The sequence below is a fragment of the Rhodococcus tukisamuensis NBRC 100609 genome, from assembly GCF_001894985.1.
GTDB classification, from domain to species: domain Bacteria; phylum Actinomycetota; class Actinomycetes; order Mycobacteriales; family Mycobacteriaceae; genus Rhodococcus_G; species Rhodococcus_G tukisamuensis.
In genome coordinates, this window is the sequence record NZ_BCXG01000024.1 from 13005 (window position 1) to 30752 (window position 17748).

General features: G+C 63.7%; 21 protein-coding genes and 1 pseudogene. 11 read left to right on the forward strand and 11 right to left on the reverse strand.

Annotated elements, in window-relative coordinates; genetic code table 11:
- Positions 1–289: 289 nt before the first annotated feature.
- Positions 290–727 carry a HEAT repeat domain-containing protein gene (locus RT2_RS19980; protein ID WP_139191167.1) on the reverse strand — a complete coding sequence of 146 codons (438 nt, stop codon included), beginning with the start codon at positions 725–727 and terminating at the stop codon, positions 290–292.
- A gap of 590 nt (positions 728–1317) precedes the next feature.
- Between RT2_RS19980 and RT2_RS25170 the strand changes: the two genes are divergently transcribed.
- Positions 1318–1623, forward strand: coding sequence for a hypothetical protein (locus tag RT2_RS25170; RefSeq protein ID WP_083577509.1), 306 nt, complete (start codon positions 1318–1320; stop codon positions 1621–1623).
- Positions 1624–1856: 233 nt separating this feature from the next.
- Here the strand turns inward: RT2_RS25170 and RT2_RS19990 are convergent.
- A pseudogene (locus tag RT2_RS19990) lies at positions 1857–2318 on the reverse strand (recombinase family protein); the annotation flags it as partial.
- A 66-nt stretch (positions 2319–2384) separates the two neighbouring features.
- Here RT2_RS19990 and RT2_RS19995 point away from each other — a divergent pair.
- Positions 2385–3335, forward strand: a complete 951-nt coding sequence (locus RT2_RS19995) for a ScbA/BarX family gamma-butyrolactone biosynthesis protein (protein WP_072846558.1) — start codon at positions 2385–2387, stop codon at positions 3333–3335.
- Here the strand turns inward: RT2_RS19995 and RT2_RS20000 are convergent.
- Entirely contained in the window at positions 3299–3940 is a 642-nt protein-coding gene (locus RT2_RS20000; protein WP_072846608.1) for a ScbR family autoregulator-binding transcription factor, read from the reverse strand. The genes RT2_RS19995 and RT2_RS20000 overlap by 37 nt on opposite strands.
- Before the next feature lie 86 nt (positions 3941–4026).
- Between RT2_RS20000 and RT2_RS20005 the strand changes: the two genes are divergently transcribed.
- The 3 genes from RT2_RS20005 (at position 4027) to RT2_RS26585 (ending at position 6799) form a co-directional block, all read left to right on the forward strand.
- Positions 4027–4947 (forward strand): NAD-dependent epimerase/dehydratase family protein, encoded by a 921-nt coding sequence (locus tag RT2_RS20005; RefSeq protein ID WP_072846609.1) that lies wholly within the window; start codon positions 4027–4029, stop codon positions 4945–4947.
- Positions 4948–5603: 656 nt separating this feature from the next.
- Positions 5604–6146: a hypothetical protein gene (locus tag RT2_RS20010; protein WP_072846559.1), complete on the forward strand. Its 543-nt coding sequence runs from the start codon at positions 5604–5606 to the stop codon at positions 6144–6146.
- A 518-nt stretch (positions 6147–6664) separates the two neighbouring features.
- On the forward strand, positions 6665–6799 hold the full coding sequence (locus RT2_RS26585) for a hypothetical protein (protein ID WP_255312558.1): 135 nt from the start codon (positions 6665–6667) through the stop codon (positions 6797–6799).
- Positions 6800–7353: 554 nt separating this feature from the next.
- On the opposite strand, the gene RT2_RS26010 is transcribed toward RT2_RS26585, so the two are convergent.
- The 6 genes from RT2_RS26010 to RT2_RS20040 all read right to left on the reverse strand — a co-directional run bounded on the left by RT2_RS26010 (position 7354) and on the right by RT2_RS20040 (position 10810).
- Positions 7354–7512, reverse strand: coding sequence for a hypothetical protein (locus RT2_RS26010; RefSeq protein ID WP_169888457.1), 159 nt, complete (start codon positions 7510–7512; stop codon positions 7354–7356).
- A 347-nt stretch (positions 7513–7859) separates the two neighbouring features.
- A complete protein-coding gene (locus RT2_RS20020) occupies positions 7860–8213 on the reverse strand; it encodes a histone-like nucleoid-structuring protein Lsr2 (RefSeq protein ID WP_072846610.1) in 354 nt (117 codons plus the stop codon).
- 270 nt (positions 8214–8483) lie between these two features.
- Positions 8484–8990, reverse strand: a complete 507-nt coding sequence (locus tag RT2_RS20025) for an HAAS signaling domain-containing protein (RefSeq protein ID WP_072846561.1) — start codon at positions 8988–8990, stop codon at positions 8484–8486.
- 101 nt (positions 8991–9091) lie between these two features.
- On the reverse strand, positions 9092–9427 hold the full coding sequence (locus tag RT2_RS20030) for a transcriptional regulator (protein ID WP_072846562.1): 336 nt from the start codon (positions 9425–9427) through the stop codon (positions 9092–9094).
- A complete protein-coding gene (locus RT2_RS20035; protein ID WP_139191168.1) occupies positions 9420–10013 on the reverse strand; it encodes a hypothetical protein in 594 nt (197 codons plus the stop codon). Before RT2_RS20035 ends, RT2_RS20030 begins: the two co-directional genes overlap by 8 nt.
- A gap of 155 nt (positions 10014–10168) precedes the next feature.
- The gene (locus tag RT2_RS20040; RefSeq protein WP_139191169.1) at positions 10169–10810 is read right to left on the reverse strand and encodes a hypothetical protein; all 642 of its coding nucleotides are present in this window, start codon (positions 10808–10810) and stop codon (positions 10169–10171) included.
- Positions 10811–11489: 679 nt separating this feature from the next.
- On the opposite strand from RT2_RS20040, the gene RT2_RS20045 reads away from it, so the two are divergent.
- Positions 11490–11963 (forward strand): hypothetical protein, encoded by a 474-nt coding sequence (locus tag RT2_RS20045; RefSeq protein WP_245709234.1) that lies wholly within the window; start codon positions 11490–11492, stop codon positions 11961–11963.
- Positions 11964–12296: 333 nt separating this feature from the next.
- On the opposite strand, the gene RT2_RS20050 is transcribed toward RT2_RS20045, so the two are convergent.
- A complete protein-coding gene (locus tag RT2_RS20050) occupies positions 12297–13250 on the reverse strand; it encodes a hypothetical protein (RefSeq protein WP_245709235.1) in 954 nt (317 codons plus the stop codon).
- Positions 13251–14133: 883 nt separating this feature from the next.
- Here RT2_RS20050 and RT2_RS26015 point away from each other — a divergent pair.
- The 3 genes from RT2_RS26015 to RT2_RS26150 all read left to right on the forward strand — a co-directional run bounded on the left by RT2_RS26015 (position 14134) and on the right by RT2_RS26150 (position 15479).
- Positions 14134–14274, forward strand: a complete 141-nt coding sequence (locus RT2_RS26015) for a hypothetical protein (RefSeq protein WP_169888459.1) — start codon at positions 14134–14136, stop codon at positions 14272–14274.
- 144 nt (positions 14275–14418) lie between these two features.
- Positions 14419–15006 carry an SMI1/KNR4 family protein gene (locus RT2_RS20055; protein WP_072846566.1) on the forward strand — a complete coding sequence of 196 codons (588 nt, stop codon included), beginning with the start codon at positions 14419–14421 and terminating at the stop codon, positions 15004–15006.
- Positions 15007–15188: 182 nt separating this feature from the next.
- Positions 15189–15479 (forward strand): hypothetical protein, encoded by a 291-nt coding sequence (locus RT2_RS26150; protein WP_174556735.1) that lies wholly within the window; start codon positions 15189–15191, stop codon positions 15477–15479.
- Positions 15480–15591: 112 nt separating this feature from the next.
- Here the strand turns inward: RT2_RS26150 and RT2_RS20065 are convergent, their stop codons facing one another.
- A complete protein-coding gene (locus tag RT2_RS20065) occupies positions 15592–15816 on the reverse strand; it encodes a hypothetical protein (protein WP_072846568.1) in 225 nt (74 codons plus the stop codon).
- Between the two features lie 293 nt (positions 15817–16109).
- Between RT2_RS20065 and RT2_RS20070 the strand changes: the two genes are divergently transcribed.
- Both RT2_RS20070 and RT2_RS20075 read left to right on the forward strand, forming a co-directional pair.
- On the forward strand, positions 16110–16523 hold the full coding sequence (locus tag RT2_RS20070; protein WP_072846569.1) for a hypothetical protein: 414 nt from the start codon (positions 16110–16112) through the stop codon (positions 16521–16523).
- 731 nt (positions 16524–17254) lie between these two features.
- Positions 17255–17686 (forward strand): hypothetical protein, encoded by a 432-nt coding sequence (locus RT2_RS20075; protein WP_072846612.1) that lies wholly within the window; start codon positions 17255–17257, stop codon positions 17684–17686.
- Positions 17687–17748 lie beyond the last annotated feature (62 nt).

Genomic DNA, 17748 nt, shown 5'->3' on the forward strand with positions numbered 1-17748 from the left:
CGGGTCGGAGGTCCGATGAATCGGGCCCGCAAGGTCCAGTTGAGGGGAATCGGTCTCGGAAACCCGGCAGCGGGTCCAATTGGTGAACGCAACGGGCGTTGATGGGTGAACACCCTCCACATACACGCCAGGGGTGTTCACCAATGGCGGTTCGGTCTGGGCTGCAGCCGGACTGGATAGGTTGACTAGTCGGTAATCACACCTAAGGACGGGTCCTGATCACACAAATCTGGATGAGTTCCAATTTCTTGTGGCGGTGGGTGTGCGTTCAGGTGTCCATCGGATGGAACTAAGCGGAATCACGGCGTCGGAGGAACATGGCCAGTGCGGCTCCGACATTCTCGCGCACGAAGCCCTCTTGCTCCGCTGCGATCATGGAGCGCATCGTCTCGAGTTCACGCTCGGCGCCAGGCAGGTCGAACACCGCGCAACCAGCAGCGTTGCGGACATCCCAATCGTCGTCTGTCCGGGCCAGGTGGATCAGCGCTCCGCGGCATCTCTCGGCTAGGGAATCGTCATCGATCCGAAGGATCGCGAAGACCCTCACAGCTTCGATCCTCACCAAGTCGTCTTCTGTCGTATCGGCTGCAACCGCGAGCAGAAACGAGGCCAGCAGCGGTCCGTCGCCATCCTCGGGAATCAGCGATCGTAGTGCGGAGAAACGCCCATCCGCGCTCCACTGCGCGAAGTTTGCGATCACCTCGCATGCAGCTGATTCGGAACTCATGAGGCATCACGCTACGGAGTCCGAGAGTTCGACGCCACCTCTGAGACAAGCATCGCCGATGCGTGCGGACTTCCTGTGGTCGTTCAGTAGTTGGCGTCGGTTGCCCGTAGCGTGACGAGCTGGGAGGACATCGAAGGATGGATGGAGGAGGGGTGTTCACCAATGTAGTCGGATGAGGTGGCGAACGCTGAGCTGCCGCGATGGTGTGAACTGCCACCCTTGTTGGCAAGTTGCCAACGCGTTTGGTCGGCGTGGCGGGAGGGGCAGGCCGGAGGCACGTTCCTTCAGCTTCGTCGCCCCAGAGCCGACGACTCGCCGCCGGTTGAACGATTTGTCGGGCCTCGGATCTGTCCGACGACGGTCCGAACGACACCGGGATCGAGGCCGGTCAACGCTTTCGCGTGCCGTAGTCTTCTCGAGTGATGAGACGGCTTCGCAGAGCACTGATTCCGGCGACCCTAGCGGCATCGGCGCTGGTCCTATCGGCTCCCACTGCCTCCGCCCACCACCAGGAGTGGACACCCCTGCCGACGGCACACACCCTCGGCCGAGGCAACTCGGTCCCGTGCAGCGGTCAGATCACCGGCACTGTGCAGACGCCACACGATCGGCCGGGAATCGCGCTGGTCACGCTGTCCTGGACACCGTTGTTCACCAGTCCCTGCGAGATCACGGCCTACGTGAACTTCTGGAACTCTGCCACCCACCAGGGCGGCACGATGCTGGCGAACCTGACCAATGAATCCAGTGGCCTCGCCACACCCCGCGGGAACTGGACTCAGCAGATCAGCATCCCGATCGGCTCCGGCCCCGCCGGTCTGACCGTGACCACCGAGGCGTTCAGCACCGGCAGCTTCGACCCGAATCGGGTGATGACCCGGTTCGTGGTGGCCTGAGACGAGGTCAGCACCGCGGCAACTCCGGGTTGCGGCAGTAACGGCCGAGGAATGGGCGGATTGCCAGATCATGACGTACGGAAGCCGGCCGACGGAGGCTCACCCTACGCTGGTCCGACCTGCATATATGCACATTTTCTGTGCCGCTACTAAGGGTACCGGTAGTAATCGCCGAGAATCCAACGAAGTTCCGACCTTCTGCCTGATGAAGGACGTGATCGAGGAAGTCGGTCCTACGTCTTGGGGGCGGTGCCGCTGACGATGCGGTGGATGGTGGAGTGGCCGACGCTGTACTCGTCGGCCAGATCGGCCAGGCTGGAGTCGTCGTCGGGGTCGTGTATCGGCGGTGGATGGTTTTGCGCGGCCAGGGACAATTTCGGTTGTCGGCCCTTGAGTTGGCCCCTGGCGCGGGCCTTCGCCATCCCCTCCCGAGTGCGGAGGTGGTTCAGGTTGGCCTCGAATTCGGCGACCATGGCCAGGGTTTGCAGGAACAGCTTGCCGAACGGGTCGTTCCAGTCGTAGATCGAATTGCCGAGCCCGAACAGCACGTCGCGTTCACGCAAGCCGGTCAGGATCTCGCCGGCCTCGGCCATGTTGCGGGCAAACCGGTCGAACTTCGTAGTGGTCAGCACCACCTGCCGCCCGTCGACGGCCGCCGCGGCGGAGGTGACCGCGGCGAGGGCGTTGTCCAGTCCGGTCCGGTTCTTGCGCCTGAATCAAAAGCCGGACGGTTGGGATGTTTAGGCACTACCCTCCCTGAGATGTTGCAGGCATTGAGCTACCAAGCAACGGTGCCCCGGCAGTTCGTCCACCGCCAGTCCGTGTCCGAGGTATTCCTAACGGACAGCGTCCCGGCTGGGGGTATAGGTCGATTCCGTCTCGGCGCTCAGTGGCCACGCCTACATCCGTTCTACCGCACATGCACCCGGCGTCACGACACCATGATCCTTGCCGAAACCGCCCGGCAGAGCGCGATCTACCTCGCCCACCGCTACTACAAGGTTCCGCTGGATCGAAAGTTCACGATGCAGTCCATGACAGTGGACGCACACCTCGACCGGCTGACGATCGGCTCCGCCGTGGGGGAGGTCGTCCTCGACGCACAGGTGACCGAATTCGACCGCCGCCGTGGGCAGCTGACCGGCTTCGCCGTCGACCTGGTCTACCACCTCGGCAATGCCCTGGCCGGAACCGCACGCGCCACTGCCTCCGTCCTCACCAGGGACGAGTACGAGATCGCCCGATGGCCCGGTGACCGGGACAGGTCCATGGGCCCGATTCCGCAACCGGACGCGGTGGCAAGGTCCGAAGTCTGCGCCCCGGATGACGGCGCAGTCACCCTCGGCCGGCACGCGGCCGGGTCCGGCGACGGCCGATGGCGCCTGCGAGTGGACCTGAGCCACCCCGTGCTGTTCGACCACCCCTGCGACCATGTCCCCGGGGCCCTGGTTCTCGAGGCAGCCCGGCAGGCGTCCCGACTACGGCTGGGATGGCCGTGCGCCGAAGTCGAGTCCATCACGATGCGATTCCGCCAATTCCTCGAACTGGACGAGCCGACCACCGTCACCGCAGTACCCAGCCACGACCTCGGGTGCGTCGCCGTCTCCTTCGACCAATGGGGGGTTGAGAAGGCGTCGGGATCGGTCCGGCTGTCGATCACGCCGGCATCGACGGATCAGCCCTGTGTGGGGACCCAGCGGGCATGTCGATAGCTGTCGATTCTGCGTCGTCGCCGGGGAGCCATGATCGAGGGAAGAAAGATCTCGAGCATCTGCTCGATCCGCGACTCGAGGTCCTGGCGCTGTGTCAGGACGTTCGACACCAGTTGCACCCCGGTGAACGCCGACACGAAGTAGCGCGCGAGATGCGCCGCGTCCATGGTGTCCGCAAGGTCCCCCTCCGCGGCTGCGTCGCGGAAGAGTTGATCGAGCCCGGAGATCCAGTCCACGTAGGGCTTCGGCGGTCCCTCCGCCGCGCTGAGCTCGAGCGTGAGCCGGATGCCGGCCCGCACGACAGGGTCTTCGATGACTTGCCGGCCCATCTCGTACGCGAGCATTACCAACTGCTCGAGTGCGGGGGCGCCCGTGGCGTGGATCTCGGCTGCCGCAGCCATCGAAATCGCATGCTGTTCCTCGATGACGACGGCTCCGAGCTCGTCCTTCGACTTGAAATGGAAGTACAAAGCACCCTTCGTCACCCCGGACCCGTCGACGATGTCGGACAGAGTCGTGCGCTCGTACCCCGTCACGTCGAAGGACTCCGCGGCCGCGCGAATGATCTGCTGCCGGGTCACGAACGCTCGCTCCTGCTTGGCCACCGCCCCAAACTCCTCTCCGCACAATCCAACCGACATCTTGCACCACCATGCACCCGACTGAGCACCCCTCAAGCGGAGGACCTGTGATGTCCGTATTCCAGCTCGGCCGCCGCAGCTCGCAGGGCCAGCGGATCGCAGTAATCGGGGCAACCGGTTTCATTGGCTCCGCTACCCTACGTGCTCTCGCCGCGCGGGGTGCGGCGGTGACCGCGATCGCCCGGCAGCCACCTGCGCAACCTGACGCGGCGAAACGCTGGACGCAGGCCGACATCACCGACGTCGACACCCTGACGACCGCACTGGAGGGCGTAGATGTCGTCATCCACGCCGGCAGCTACACCGGATCCGATCCGAACCTGTGCGAAGTCATCAACCACCAGGGAACCCGGAATGTTCTCCTCGCAGCCGATCGATCCGGCATAGAGTCGGTCATCACCCTCAGCACGATCGGCGTCTACGGACCTGGCCCCTTCACCGGGATCGTCGAGGACAAGCGAGAACCGAACCCCATCACCGCCCTCAGCGCCAGCCGGGTAGCAGCTGACCACGACGTCCGCGCCCAGGGCGGCACCGTCGTCCGACCCGGATTCATCCACGGCCCCGGCGACCGGTGGTTCACCCCCGGGCTGTGGTACATCCTCAGCCAACTCGGCGGTTGGATCGACCACGGCGCCCCGACGCAGTCCACCATCGAGGTCGACCTCCTCGCCAGCCAGCTCGCAGACCTCGCACTGACCCCCACAGTTGGTGACCGAGGAGCGCTCTTCCATGCGTCAGCGCCCGAGCCTTCCTCGGTCCGCTCCATCGCTGCCGCGACCGTCGGCCAGGGTCGAGATCTCCCAGCAAACAACCTCACCTTCCCGAAGGCGCTACGCCGTGCGCCAGATCTCGGCCTGACGCCGCGGCATATCGACCTTGGCGGCCGTGACCATACGATCGACGGAACACGGTTACGTAAACGGTTGCGGGGCAACGCGCACGAGGGGTCTGACCCAAACTCAGGGTGACAATGTGCACCCCTCCGCATATCGGTGACCATGCAGCCCAGGACAGATGTCTCCGTAGGAGACATCTGGCGAGCCGACCCGATGACCGTTGAAGGTTCGACCAGAACGTTTCGCGACGAGACGAACCGAGACCCTACGCCGAACGAGCCCCCGCCTGACGAGTGGCCGCACCCGGCACCTGAACTGGTCGGAGCTCACCTTCTCCCGTTCCCCCCGGGGGCAACTAGAAACCGGTCAGACGACTCGATTTATAAGTACCGGGTGGTAGGTATTGAAACTGCACACATCGTTGGCGAACTCGGTATAGCGTGCACTTGGCTTCGAGAGCTAATTCAGCACAACGGACAGCTCCGGACGAACCGAACGAGTGGGGCGCAAACCGAGGTGACATGAAACTTCCACCCGCGCATGTTGATTCATCTGTTCGACGACCTCAGCTCGGGAACATTCCCGGCTGCAACTGGAGGTCGCCGCCCGGCTCAACTCAGCCCTCGACAGTGTTCAGGCGTGCGCGGCAGTTGCGACGCCACCGCCGCGGAGAACACGCGAGGAGTCCGAGAAGGGTTTCGCCGGCGACCGGGTCGCAGTCGCTGAGGTGACCTGTGGCAGTCCCGCACCGTGCGGGACACGGCGTAGGAATCGAAGGAGATCAAAGAATGACGACACTGACCAGAGCCGCTCTCGCCGGCACCGCAATGACCGCCGCACTCGTGATGGGAGCTGGCACCGCCTCCGCAGCAACGATCGGCACGGCCGGATCCGCGATGGTCTCGACCCCGACCGGGGCGGACCAGCTGTGCGGTACTGCCTACATCGGCGCCGATACCCATGTCGGTGCACCGCCGGCCGGTGCTCGTGCAGTCCAGGGTGTGACGGTCACGGGCAAGCTCTACGACTCGGGATCCGTGCTCCAGGCCACGGCGTCCGCTACCACCGACGCCAACGGCAGGTACTGCATTCAGGCACCTGCCGGACTGGCGAGCGTCATCACGAGTAATGGCTGGGTCGATATGTCCTTCACACCCGCCACGGTCACGGACACGAGCGTCACGCCCAACGTGACCTACGCCGGTCGCATGTCCGGCCCCGGGACCCCGTCCGCGGACGGAAAGCTCACGCTCGGCGAGTTCATCAAGCACCCCTGGCCGAACCTGATCACGGCAACGAGCGCGTGGAAGGTGAATGTCGTCTTCGCGTGATCTGATTCGGGTTTGGGGTGCGGGCCACACACCCGCACCCCAAACCCGGCGGCCACCAGGGGCTCCCCACCTTGACCACGATACGGGCGGGTGATACCTGCTCGATTCTCAATTACTCACTCACAGAAGGAGGATTCACCCATGCTCAAGGCATTCATTGCGTTACTCGGGGCATTCGTCACGGACTCCGCACCCGCCTGGGGCGGATCGATCGACGGACTGAACGCCATGTCCACCGACAGCTACTCGAGCGAAGGATAAATTCATGATTGGCTCCGTTCAGGAGAGCACGGGATCCCTCGGACAGACCGTGACCCAGATGCTCCCCATCATGTTCCTCTACCTCGTCGACTTTCCCATCAGCGCGTCCGTCGGCTGACGGATCACCCAACCGAAAGCAGTATCCAAATGCTCAATGCACTCAGCTCCGATCTAGCCCTCGGCTCTGTCATGACGTATATCGACCTCATGGATCCACTCAAGACCTTCCTGCTCGGCCTGTCCTAAAGGAGAATGCAATGTCATCGGACTACTGGGCCAAGATGGTGGACACCATGATGAACTTCGGGGCGATCGCAGGGATCGGATTGGCGACGGCCTCCGCCGCAGGCGCGGGCTGGTCAAGCCTCGACTCAGCCTCCAGCAACACCTGACCAACCCGACACACGTGACCGGTGCTCACACCCAGCAAGAGCCGGACGTGGGCACCGGTCACGAGCATCAGGGTCCAGCACGAGCTAGTACGACCAGCAGCTTTTGCCAGGATGAGTAAGCGGCGTCATCGGTTTGGCCGGACAACACACCGTGTGCTCGCGGCCGATCTCCGGGAAGTCCCGAAGACGCTCCAACTCCTCGTCCGCGAACACTCGCGTCGCCACAAACCCCACCAACTTCCAGCCGCGTCGATCGACCTCATCGGCAGCCAAGCCAAGCACCAACCACTCAACTGGGCAGCCGGAACCGTCAAATCGTCCTCTACCCGGGCGTATTCCGAACTTCGTTGGATTCTCGGCGATTACTACCGGAACCCCTACTATGGGGACCCCATGTCGGTCAACGTCTTCCGGTCAGGGGCAGTGACCACCCAAGTCGCACCCAAATGTGTTGTACAGCACTCATTGCCACAACTCGGGTATCGGCAAAGTTCACATCCAGCCGTGGGGAATCATTTGCAGCACCTCCCGGGTATTGGGGCAGCCGTTCCGAGTCAGAGCGCGGTGCCGAGCAACCAGAAGATGCCGAGACCCACTGCATTGACGATCGTGAACAGGGCCGCCTCGAGCGGTGGATGCTGCGCGAACGCCGCTTGTCCAACTTGGTACACGGTGTCGAAGTAGGCCGGCAATGTCGAAATCGATGAGCCCATGTTGGTTCCCCCAGTTGGTGTCCCGACACTAGGTACATCGCGCACGTGGTGGGGCCGTTACTTGGCGCCTTCTTCGAGCTAACCAGCTTTGGGGTGGCCCCGCCATGTCCCGTGGGGGCGGGCTGGCGGGGCCGGGCCGCCCCCTGGGGGCAAGAGACGGCCCACCAACAGTAATCCGGCAGCAACAAGGCGCAGTGCCGACATGCCAGGAACGATCAGGTCGTTCGGCGGTCAATGTCCACGCGGTACTGCTGGGTGACGCCGACCGCCGAGCACTGATCAGGCGCCCGTCGCGCCAGGATGTTCGCCCGGCCAAAACGTGGTCCGGGAGCGCGGTGGGTGAGGGTCTAGTGCGCGGCGGCGAAGGCCTCCTGGATCTCGGCGGAGATCCGCCCGCGCGCTGACACCTTCAAACCGTTTGCGGCAGCCCACTGTCGAATCGCCTTCATCTGCTCGCGGCTAGCGGCGGATCCTGCCGTTGCCTTGCGCTGGTTCTTCGCCCCACTGACCTTGGTGGCGTGTGCGATGTAGTAGTCGAGCTTCCGGTGAAATTCGGTCGCGTTCTTGGTGTTGAGGTCGATCGCGTAGCTGACCCCGTTCACCGAGAAGGTGATGCTTTCTCCGCCGCTGTCGATGGGGGTCTCGTCGATGTCGTCGATCAGTTGCACGATGGTTTTCCGGGCCGCAGGGTCCTCCGTCAGTGGGGTGCGATCTTCCGGCAGGTTACCGGTTCGAGTTGCCGATGAATCGCTCGTCGCTGGGTGCACGGCGAACAGCGCCGGCGTGCTACGAGATGTGAATGTGTTTTCAGTGAGTGGTACAGCGTCGATTTGTGGCGCCCATGGAAGGACGCAGCTGTGGTGTCGAGTCTTACCGCGAGAGGAACGCCGGCCTTCACTCTCAAAGATCCGGACACGGTGGTCGCCCATCATCCGGAGTGGGTGCCATCGATAGATGGAGTCGGGGCCCTCTCACATGAGCATCGGGATCACTGCCAACGCGGCGATCCCGATGCTCACGATCGCCAGCAGTGTTGTTCCCACGACGAAGCCCCGCTCGACGGTGCCGGGATGTCGGCGGCGGTTCCGGACGACAGCGACGAGTACCGCTACCGCACCAATTCCTCCCAGAATCAGGGGCGACAAGACCACGCAGAGGAGCGCGGCAGCAAGGAGCCCTGCGCCGGGCCGTGTCCACCATTCGCCGGCTGTGGAACGAAACCCCGCATACGGGCCCGGCCCAGAGGACACGTCCTCGTTGGCGGCGATCTTCTCGACCGGTCCGAGTTCTCGAAGTATCGCAGTCATGTCACCAGCACCGGCGGCAGCTTGTACGGCGTATCGAGTGGCGATGCGCTCGCGCACCGAGCTGACGATGCGCTCCGCCTCCTCAGCTTGAGTATCGCGCAGGGAGTCTCGGAGGTCTTGTAGGTACGCGGCCGCGAGCGGGGAATCGTCGATCGACGTGTGGGGGTCCATTTCAGTTCTCCTCCATGCAGTTCCGGATGTCTCCGCCATGCCGGACCGGGCGCCGCACAACGATCTCCCACGCCGGGACACCCAGTCCGTCGACCGACTGCTCACGGCACCGACTCCGCATGGTTGACGCCGTCGATGGTGGCGAGGATTGACCTCAACACTCTCGCTTCGGCCGCGAGAGCAGCCTCCCCGACGGGGGTCAGTTGGATCCACGATCGTTGGCGTCGGCCGTTGTAGGTCTTTCGCATCGAGATGTAGCCGCGCTGGGCCAGGAGTTCGAGATGTCGGCCGAGGTTTCCGTCCGTCAGCCCCAGAGTGGTTCGCAGGTAGGAGAATTCGACTTCCATCCCGTCGCACAGGGTGGTCATGATGGCGAGCCGCACCCGCTGGTGAACTGTGTCATCGAGACCGGTGATGGGATGCTGGATGTCAGCCAACTCGCAGTCCCTGGTTCTCGACGATTCTGGACTGGGCCGCACCGGCAAGGGCGATGACCGCGAAGACGAGTGTGGCGACGCCAGCTGAGACGTAGCTCATCACGGATCTCTCGGTCCAGAGAAGTTGACGGGCCGGCTCGCTCACTGTCACCAGCCCCACGACGATCGCGGCGAGCGCGGTCGCCCAGACCGGCCAGCACCGCTCACGCCATCCGATGACGAAGAACCCCACGCCCAGCAGGGACAACGCGCCGACGATGTAGACCAGGGGCAGCAGCCCGAAGAAGATGGACAGAACCGCAATCAGCGCAATCAGGTGGTAGCCGACGCCACGCCTCCGGACCCCCATGGCCTGGGCTCGGACGTAGACGATGCCCCACAGGATGAGGAACACGGCAGGGACGGCGAGAATCTGAATCCAGCCTACTGGCCATTGGTCCGCCAGAATCGAGACGCCGATCGCTGTGGCGCCCAGACCCAGCATCAGCAGATTCGTCGATGCAACTCGGCGTGCCAGCCGAACTCGACGAGACGCATCCGTCGCCTTGTCGTTGAAGGTGTCCGCGCAGTGGTCGTGGGCTGACATACCTTGACTCTGCATTGCAGAGTGAAGTTCGTCAACCCGGAAACCCGTTGTTGGTCAACGATCAAAGAGGGCTACCCCCGGTCTGATTGACGAGTCAGCTGAACTCGGGCAGTCCCGGGAGGCGACACCTTGTTGTCAATCGGGTCCGAGGGTGGCTAATGAATCGAGCCGAAGTCAGGTTGGTGGGACCCCGGGGACTTCGGATCGAACTGGATACGGGCGTCGAGGTCGAAGGCGTGGACTGTGCCGTCGTCGAAACCGAGTTCGACGCCGTCCCGTTCGAGGCGGACCCATTCGAGTGCTCGACCATCGGCGGTGCGGCCGATGTGAGACCTCCCGATGTTTCCGGCCCGCGTGGTCAGCGGAGCCTTGGGCGCCTTGTCCAGGACGCCGGGGCAGCATCGCCGGCAGCGCGTGTAGCGCCGGGCGGCGTTGATCTCCTGTTCCGTGGCGAACTCGGGCAGCCGAGGCCAGCCGAAGGCCTGCAGATGTTCACGCAGATCGTCGAGGGTCGCCTGCGGCCCGAAGGGGTGCATGGTGCGGAGGTCGAGCTTGTCCCGGACGGCGGGGCAGTTGAGGGTGTGGACCTTGGTGAGGTTGATGATGAACTGGGCGCCCGCGGCGAGCGCGGCGTCGATGTCGCGCTGGCCCTGGTCGAGCCAGTCGTTGACCCGGCCGATCAACTCGGCGTCGGATTCGCGGATCTGGACCAGCTCGTAGCGGCTGCCGTCATCGCTGGCCTCAACCAGTTCGTAGGTGCTGCCGTCTTCGCGGTAGTTGATCATCGGTGGGGCCACTCTCTCTCGTTCCTGTGCGAACAGCTCTCGCAGGCTAGGGCCTGTGCGGGTGGGCTGTCCGTGGTTGCAGAGGATCGGGCCGGTGCCGAGGACGAAGCCCTGGTAGTCGCAGCGATGGCACGCGTCGATGATTTCGCTTGGCGGGCGGCATCGACGTCGGCGCGGCGCTCGGTGGTGCGTTTCGCGGTGGCGGGGGCAGTGCCGCGACAGCAGTCTTGTCAGTCCGGGTGCGCCCGAGTCCGGTATAGGCCAGCTCTCCCGGATTGAGATGCAGGAGGGGATTCCGGGACGCCTGCGTCGGCCTCTGGTCGAGGTTGGATTTGCTACCAGAAGTGAGATGGCGGTCCGCCTTGGCGTTCGTCAACAGGACACCTGTTTGACGACGGTTAGTGGCGATGATGAGTGCGGTGGAGCGAACTTCAGAACGGGCGACCGCGATGTGTTCGGCGGCCGATTCGGAAGCCGATGGAGTGAACCGGCGCCAGCTGGCCGGCGCGCAAAGCATCGAGCACGAATTCTTCATGCGCGACCATCGGAGTCGGAAGTTCGTCCACATTCCAGCGGAATTCTCTGGCTCCACAAGTCGTGGCTCACCAGTTGCAAGCCCAGTGTGAACGCCAACGCGCCTCGGTTCGGGTGACCACCATCGGGTACGCCTCAGATTGCCTATCGTGGGTCTATGGGGCATGAATGGGGGCGGATCGCGGCAGCGGCATCTGCGGGAACGCTGATCCTGACGAGCTGCGCGACCAACACGGACGTGCCGGCAACCTTCGCCGCCGCGGTGACCGTCACCGGCCAAGCAAGCCGAGCATCGGCTGCTTCCGGCGAGTGCACCATCGAGAAGGTTCCGGTCGCCCCGAACGACAGAGTGGTCATCGATGGAGACAGCGGTGCTGCCTTCGCAATGACTGCACTGGAGGTCGACTCCATCGATGAGAATCCCGATGGCACGGGCGTATGCACCTACACCGCGCGCTTCGGAGCCATCCCCGCGAACCAGAGAAACTACGTCATCTGGATGAACTACTTCACAGGGCAGTCCTTCACGTCCGACGAACTCAAAAACGGTGCTACCTACCGCCTGTGCAGCTCCGCACCCACCGACAGCAGCCACGGTGCAGATGTACAGGACAGCGGCTGCACGCCCTGACGCGGAACGCCATCTCGGGGCCCTTCAAACGATCCCTGGCTTCCGGATCATGCACGCCTTCCGCAGAAACCGCCATCTGACGGTGCGAGAACACCGCCACTTATCGCCGCGAGTCACAACAGTGTGCTCACGGCGGTGAGTGTCCCAGAACTCACTGACAGGTCCCGGTTTTGGGACTCGAGCAATGGGACACGTTTTTGGGACACTCGAGGCGCTGGTCGCCGGACTGTGACTCGCGGCGATATGTGGCGGTGTTCTTGCGTGGCCAGCTGGCGGTTCTGTGATGGGAGTAGTCGACGGTGAATGCGTGACCGTCGTCGGATACCGGTACAACTAGCGCCGGTTCGGTTCGGGCCGACGCACATCTGGCTGCCCGACCACTGGGTCGTTCGGATGCAAACGTCGCTGCAAGAGTGAGAGACCCTCGGGATGGAGAGTTCCACGGAAGACGTGGCAGGCCCAGTCGAAGTCGGCAGTGGACCACGCGGCGGCCGCTTCCCCGTACCAGGCGAGGTTCCAAGGTTCGCTCGACCGTGGGCGTCGGGCCATGTATCCGTCGCCTTCGCCGCCGCCGAAACCTGCGCTGAACGCGCCGGTCGCCTCGTCATCGATCCTGATCCACTGGGGGGTCAAATCGTGGAGGACGGGGACGTGTAGGTCTGCGGCGGAAACGTTCTCGCGGAACCAGTCGTAGGTCTGTCGGCGCCTGGTCTCGGCCGCGGCCACCATCTTCCCCCGGGAGTCGTCGTCGGTCTCGATAGGCCCGTTCCAGGTGAAGACGGCGGGGTCGGCCGGAGCGCCGAATGTTGCCTGTTCGAACGCCGCTCCGTCGATTCCGTCACCGGTGTGCTCGGCGAGTACCGCGCCGGAGTCGGCGTCGACGATCAGTCGCACGGACGGTTTGTCAGGTCTGCGCGGAGCCAGCTCAACGGACCAGCATGGGCGGCCGAGGAACTCGACGTCCTCGACGGGGCGGGTTGGGCGGGCATAGTTCCCCCGTACCCAGTGCCCGGTCGGTGGTGTGATCAACAACTGTTTGCCCGGGCCCGCGATATGCACACGTTCGAGGGGGGTCCGTCGTGGCCGTGACGGGTCATCATGGAAGTGCCACGCCGTTTCCCCGTCAGTGAGGAATACCAGTTCGCCGGTTAGCGCCTCTACGCGCGTCTTCCGGCCGGCCCGGATCACCCGGACACCATCGGGGTCAAGTCCCACGACCACGGGTTTCTCGCCGTAGCTGATGGTGGGCACCTTGATGGGTTCGTCGGAGTTGTGATGGGTCCGCACGATTCCATCGACTGGGGTCGTGGGGCCGTCGACCATTGTGACGAGAACTTGTATCCAGGCAGTAGTCATATTGTCCTTACCCTTTGTGCTACCGAGTCATATTGTGCGCAAAGCCTCTTAGTTGAGCAGCAAACGGGAGTCGTTGACGCTTGGCGAGTCACACAGCCGATGGTCGCCGCCATCCGAGGTCGTCCTGAAATCGTTCGTTTCCCGGACATGAAAGGGTGCCGCGATCACCTTCTCCACACAACCGACGTCGTCGAAACCGCCGACAGCACCCCTCGTCGTTGGCACCACCTGACGCCGCCACATCGCCGCGAGTCACAGCGGAGGGCCTCATAAGGAAACGATTTTCGGTCGAGTTAGTCGACAAAAGATAACGATGGGTTTCCGACACGGATTGTGACTTACGGATCTAGACGCCGCCCGAGCCGGCACCGCCACCGCCCGAACTGAAAGATAATATCGGTCCACGAGTCCCGTCCGGATGCCGCGGCGAGAGGCAGGAGTAGTCGCTGGGCTTCCGGTCCCCCATGAGGTCGCAGAGATTCAACCGTCGAATCCAAGACCTGATTCGACCTCGCATCCCGGCAGGTCGTTCAACGAACCCGACTCCGGGGATCGGTTCCGATCGCACGTAGTGCTCCATACCTGATGGTAGCTCCCGCTCCCTGTTCGACGGGACCCGCGATCCGTGCACGGCCGGATTGGGAAGAGCCGTTGGTGCATCCCTCCTTTAGAACGCCAAGGAACGACGCGAGAACGCCGCCATCTATTGCCGCGAGTCACAGGCGACGTCGCGGGAAACTGGCAGTGCACAACTTCCAGGCATGTTGGTTGGTACCGTGCTTGCGCACGCAGGGAGGGGCTGCATAGGGGGGAAATGGCAGGTGTTATCGCGGTTATCGTCGGGTTCTTCATCATCCTGAGCCTGGCAGTTGCAGTGATGGAACGGCTGGACCGGCGAGATGGCGGGGATCCCAATGAGCTGGATCCAGGTCCGCCTGTTTCGATCGACGACTGAGGCTCGGTAGCTCAGTCGGCAGACGTCATGCTGCCGCGAGGGAAGCGACGGCTCGCACCGTCTTGTCTTTGTTGATCTGGGGAATGTTGTTGACATATCGGATGTCTAACCATGGTTCGACGCCGGCGCCGATAGCTTTGCGTAGTGACGGTTGAGGCGAACTGGGCCCGGATCATCCGCTGGTGCGAGCAACATGCCCCCGCGACCGCAGCGAACCTGTTGCCACCTGCCAAACCGGCAGATATTCGCGCCGCTGAGACTGCCACCGGCAGGGTCTGGTCTGAACAGTTGCGCCAGTGGTTCAGACTGCACGACGGCAGCCAGCCCGGCTTCCCGCTCTATATGCTCCCCAGATTCGCACCGATCTCCGCCGCGGCCGCCGCTGATGTTCACGGACGGATGACTCAGCTATGGCAGGACATGACCGACGATCTCGGCGGAAGTGAGATGTTGATGGCTGCGCCCGCAGGCGAGGAAGCCGGGACCTACCTACCTGCCTATATCCCGATCGGCGAGGACGGCGCCGGCGACTACCTCGTGATCGACACCCGCTCCGGGGACCGCCAGGACTGCGTGGTCGACTTCTTCGGGGAGGGCGTCGAAACCCTGACGTGGGACTCGATCGAGGCCATGCTCGACTCCACTGCGACGGCGCTCGAGCAGGGAACGGACTGCGAGGGGTGGGTGCCGGTCATCGAGGATGGTCTACTCCGTTGGGACTTTCGGCCGTAGCGCCCCGATCAGGCGAAGAACCCTCTTGGTGCCAATTCAACTATCAGCTCGGGTCATAACCGATACGTCCACCATTCGAGGCGTCCATCAATCGTTCGTTTCCCGGACACGAATTGGGCTGGCCGGCTGGAGGATGCCCGAACTGATAGCCAGGGGCACGTACATCCAAGGAGAATCAATTGATGGAAACCTTCTTTTTCGGTGCGATCGCAATCGCGGTGCTGGTCGGACTGGACCAGGCGGGACTGTGGGCCGAGCGAAGAGGGTGGGTGTACTGGCGCAAGGGCAAACGTGGGGATGCGGGAGGCGGCATGTTGGGTGTCATGGACGAACTCCTCTCGCCCGCGAAGAGTCACACTCTCGAGGAGATTGCCAACAAGCAGCACGGTCGAGTCGACGTAACCGTTGGAGACGGCGGATGGGTCGATCTCGATGGTGGTCGGGCGCACTTGCCGGCGGTTGGTCGGCAGTAGAAGGCTCCAGGTGCGTGGACGTTGCAAACCGCGGGTGTCTCCGTTCGTAACTTTCGACAGTTCATCAATCGGTCGGTTCTCGGACGTGGAGAGCGGCGCTGTCGCCGCCTCGTCAGTTGAGAGTTTGCTCGTCGGTTGTCAGGAGCACAGTGCCGAAGAGCTTTCCGTCGATCCATGTGATGGAGTGCGAGATGGAGACGACAACCTGGCCCTCGGCTTGCCAGGCGAGAGTGGCCGCAGTCGAGGCATGATTCGCCAGATCCACCGTCAGCTTCGCGAGGTCGTCGTAGGGACCGAGCTGGATGGTCGAGATTTCGTAGCTGTGGTCGGCGCTCACAGATTGTGACTCGCGGCGAGAGATGGCGGCGTTCTCGCGGCGTCAGGTGGCGCCAACGACGAGGGTGGTGCGGGCGGTTTCGACGACGTCGGTGGTGTGGAGAAGGTGATCGCGGCACACGCATCACCCGACTCGATCAGAATCCACTAGTCCACGCCGAACACGCTACGGGCGACCCCGACCAGATGATTCATGATCTGGCCGACCTGTCGCGGACGTAGGCTGACAGCATCCTTCGGCCGGCATCGGTGTTCGTGACCGGGCGCGGGCCACCAGGGCTGGGAGGTCCGTCGATGAGACAACGTCACCGTCTACGCCGAGCATCCATCGTCGCCGGTGCCGGCGCAGCACTGCTCTTCGCGGCACAACCAGCCGCCGCCGCGCCGACCGACACCGTCTTTCCTATCCCCGTGGTGTGGATCGGGCCGTCTGCCACCTACCTCTCCAATGGGGACATTGAATACGTGACGGCCAGCACCGACCCGGCGATGCCAGGCGTCACCCGATTCACCGGGACCCCCTATGCGGTTCATTGGCGAAATCTCTCGACCGGCGCAGCCGATACCGTGCTCGTCGAATGGCCGAGTGTCGAAGTCCACACCGGGTCCGGAACCGTGGTTGCCACCGTCACGCCGCCGGACTACCTGCTCGCCGAGTACTCGGGACTCACCCTCCTGACCGGCGCCGGCGCCTGGGCGGTCCCCTGACCGAGAAGCTAGTGATCACCAGTAGTCCCGCCCTCGGATGCGACTTCGGCGGGCACTGCCCGTAGCACCCGGAGTTGATGAAGATGGACTTCCCATTGATCTACTGGCTACTTCCACCGCCCTTGTTCTCGGAGTGGACCCGTCAATGGATCGTCGACAACTGGCCGTGCTGGGCTGGCGGATACTGCCACTGAAAACCGTTGGGAGGTACTACCGAAACTGACAGGTTCCTTGGAGAAACTGGTAATCGCCAGCAGTCCCCGCCCTCGGATTTGACTTCGGCGAACACTTCCGTAACCAACCCCGAGAGGTGATCCAAATGGACCGGACCTTCTGGCTCTTGTGGATACCAGCACCCATCCTGGAGAAGCTTCTGCCAGCTCTCCCTTGTTACTTCAACGGGAACTGCTAGAACTTGGAGCGGCTGAGCCATGACGGCTCATGCACCCGATCGACGTCGTCGACCAGGGCCACAATCCCAAACGGCTGGGCCCCCGATATCGACCCAACCCGCCACGTGACTGGTCGGGCTGGGGCAAAGCCCCGTTAGTTGTTGGTAACCACGAAGCCCTTGCCGGCAGGGAACTGGCTAGCGGGAGACTTGATCCTATTGGGCACCGGGATAGATTCGCGTCGGGTTGTCGCCCGTGATCCCGCAGGTCAAGCCTGTCGACTGTGACGGGCGGTAGTAGAGTGACCGAACCTGGCCCCGACTGTTCTTGGAGGTCGCCATGATCGATTTCATTCGCCGATCGGTCGCCTGCGCGGCCATCGTGGCCGGTTCGGTTCTGGCGACGGCGGCCGCCGCCTCCGCCGCGGTCACCGTTCCGTTCCAGGTCAACCCCGCGCCGTTCGGAAACCCGAACGGCAGCTTCGACGCTCCCGCGGTCCGCTGCGTGGCCGTGGTCGGCGAGCAGCCTGGGACGGTGACGATCACCGGCTCGGAGGAAGGCAGACGGCAAGGCAGATGGGCGTGCCAAGTCCGGGGCGACGTGCACTGGCTGAACCTGTCGAGCGGAGCCGCCGGCTCCGCCCGGATGTCGCTCGCCCAGTACGGCTACCCGGCGGCAATCCTGCCGACCGGGACCGGGCAGGTCGTCCTCACTGTCATACCCGAACCCGGCACGACCACACCGGGCTTCGTAACCGCCTACGTTCCGTAGACGACGGCCCCGCGGCCCGGGGAGGGCGCGCGGGTCTCCCGCCACCAAGTGGTCGCCGGCTT

Bases quoted from the DNA above. Each gene is read 5' to 3' on its own strand.
- RT2_RS19995 (WP_072846558.1), top strand. From the start codon at position 2,385: ATGTTGCAGGCATTGAGCTACCAAGCAACGGTGCCCCGGCAGTTCGTC.
- RT2_RS20010 (WP_072846559.1), top strand. From the start codon at position 5,604: ATGACGACACTGACCAGAGCCGCTCTCGCCGGCACCGCAATGACCGCC.
- RT2_RS20070 (WP_072846569.1), top strand. From the start codon at position 16,110: ATGAGACAACGTCACCGTCTACGCCGAGCATCCATCGTCGCCGGTGCC.
- RT2_RS20035 (WP_139191168.1), bottom strand. From the start codon at position 10,013: ATGTCAGCCCACGACCACTGCGCGGACACCTTCAACGACAAGGCGACG.
- RT2_RS19980 (WP_139191167.1), bottom strand. From the start codon at position 727: ATGAGTTCCGAATCAGCTGCATGCGAGGTGATCGCAAACTTCGCGCAG.
- RT2_RS26010 (WP_169888457.1), bottom strand. From the start codon at position 7,512: ATGGGCTCATCGATTTCGACATTGCCGGCCTACTTCGACACCGTGTAC.
- RT2_RS26585 (WP_255312558.1), top strand. From the start codon at position 6,665: ATGTCATCGGACTACTGGGCCAAGATGGTGGACACCATGATGAACTTC.
- RT2_RS20075 (WP_072846612.1), top strand. From the start codon at position 17,255: ATGATCGATTTCATTCGCCGATCGGTCGCCTGCGCGGCCATCGTGGCC.
- RT2_RS20025 (WP_072846561.1), bottom strand. From the start codon at position 8,990: ATGGACCCCCACACGTCGATCGACGATTCCCCGCTCGCGGCCGCGTAC.
- RT2_RS26015 (WP_169888459.1), top strand. From the start codon at position 14,134: ATGGCAGGTGTTATCGCGGTTATCGTCGGGTTCTTCATCATCCTGAGC.
- RT2_RS20005 (WP_072846609.1), top strand. From the start codon at position 4,027: ATGTCCGTATTCCAGCTCGGCCGCCGCAGCTCGCAGGGCCAGCGGATC.
- RT2_RS26150 (WP_174556735.1), top strand. From the start codon at position 15,189: ATGGAAACCTTCTTTTTCGGTGCGATCGCAATCGCGGTGCTGGTCGGA.
- RT2_RS20045 (WP_245709234.1), top strand. From the start codon at position 11,490: ATGGGGCATGAATGGGGGCGGATCGCGGCAGCGGCATCTGCGGGAACG.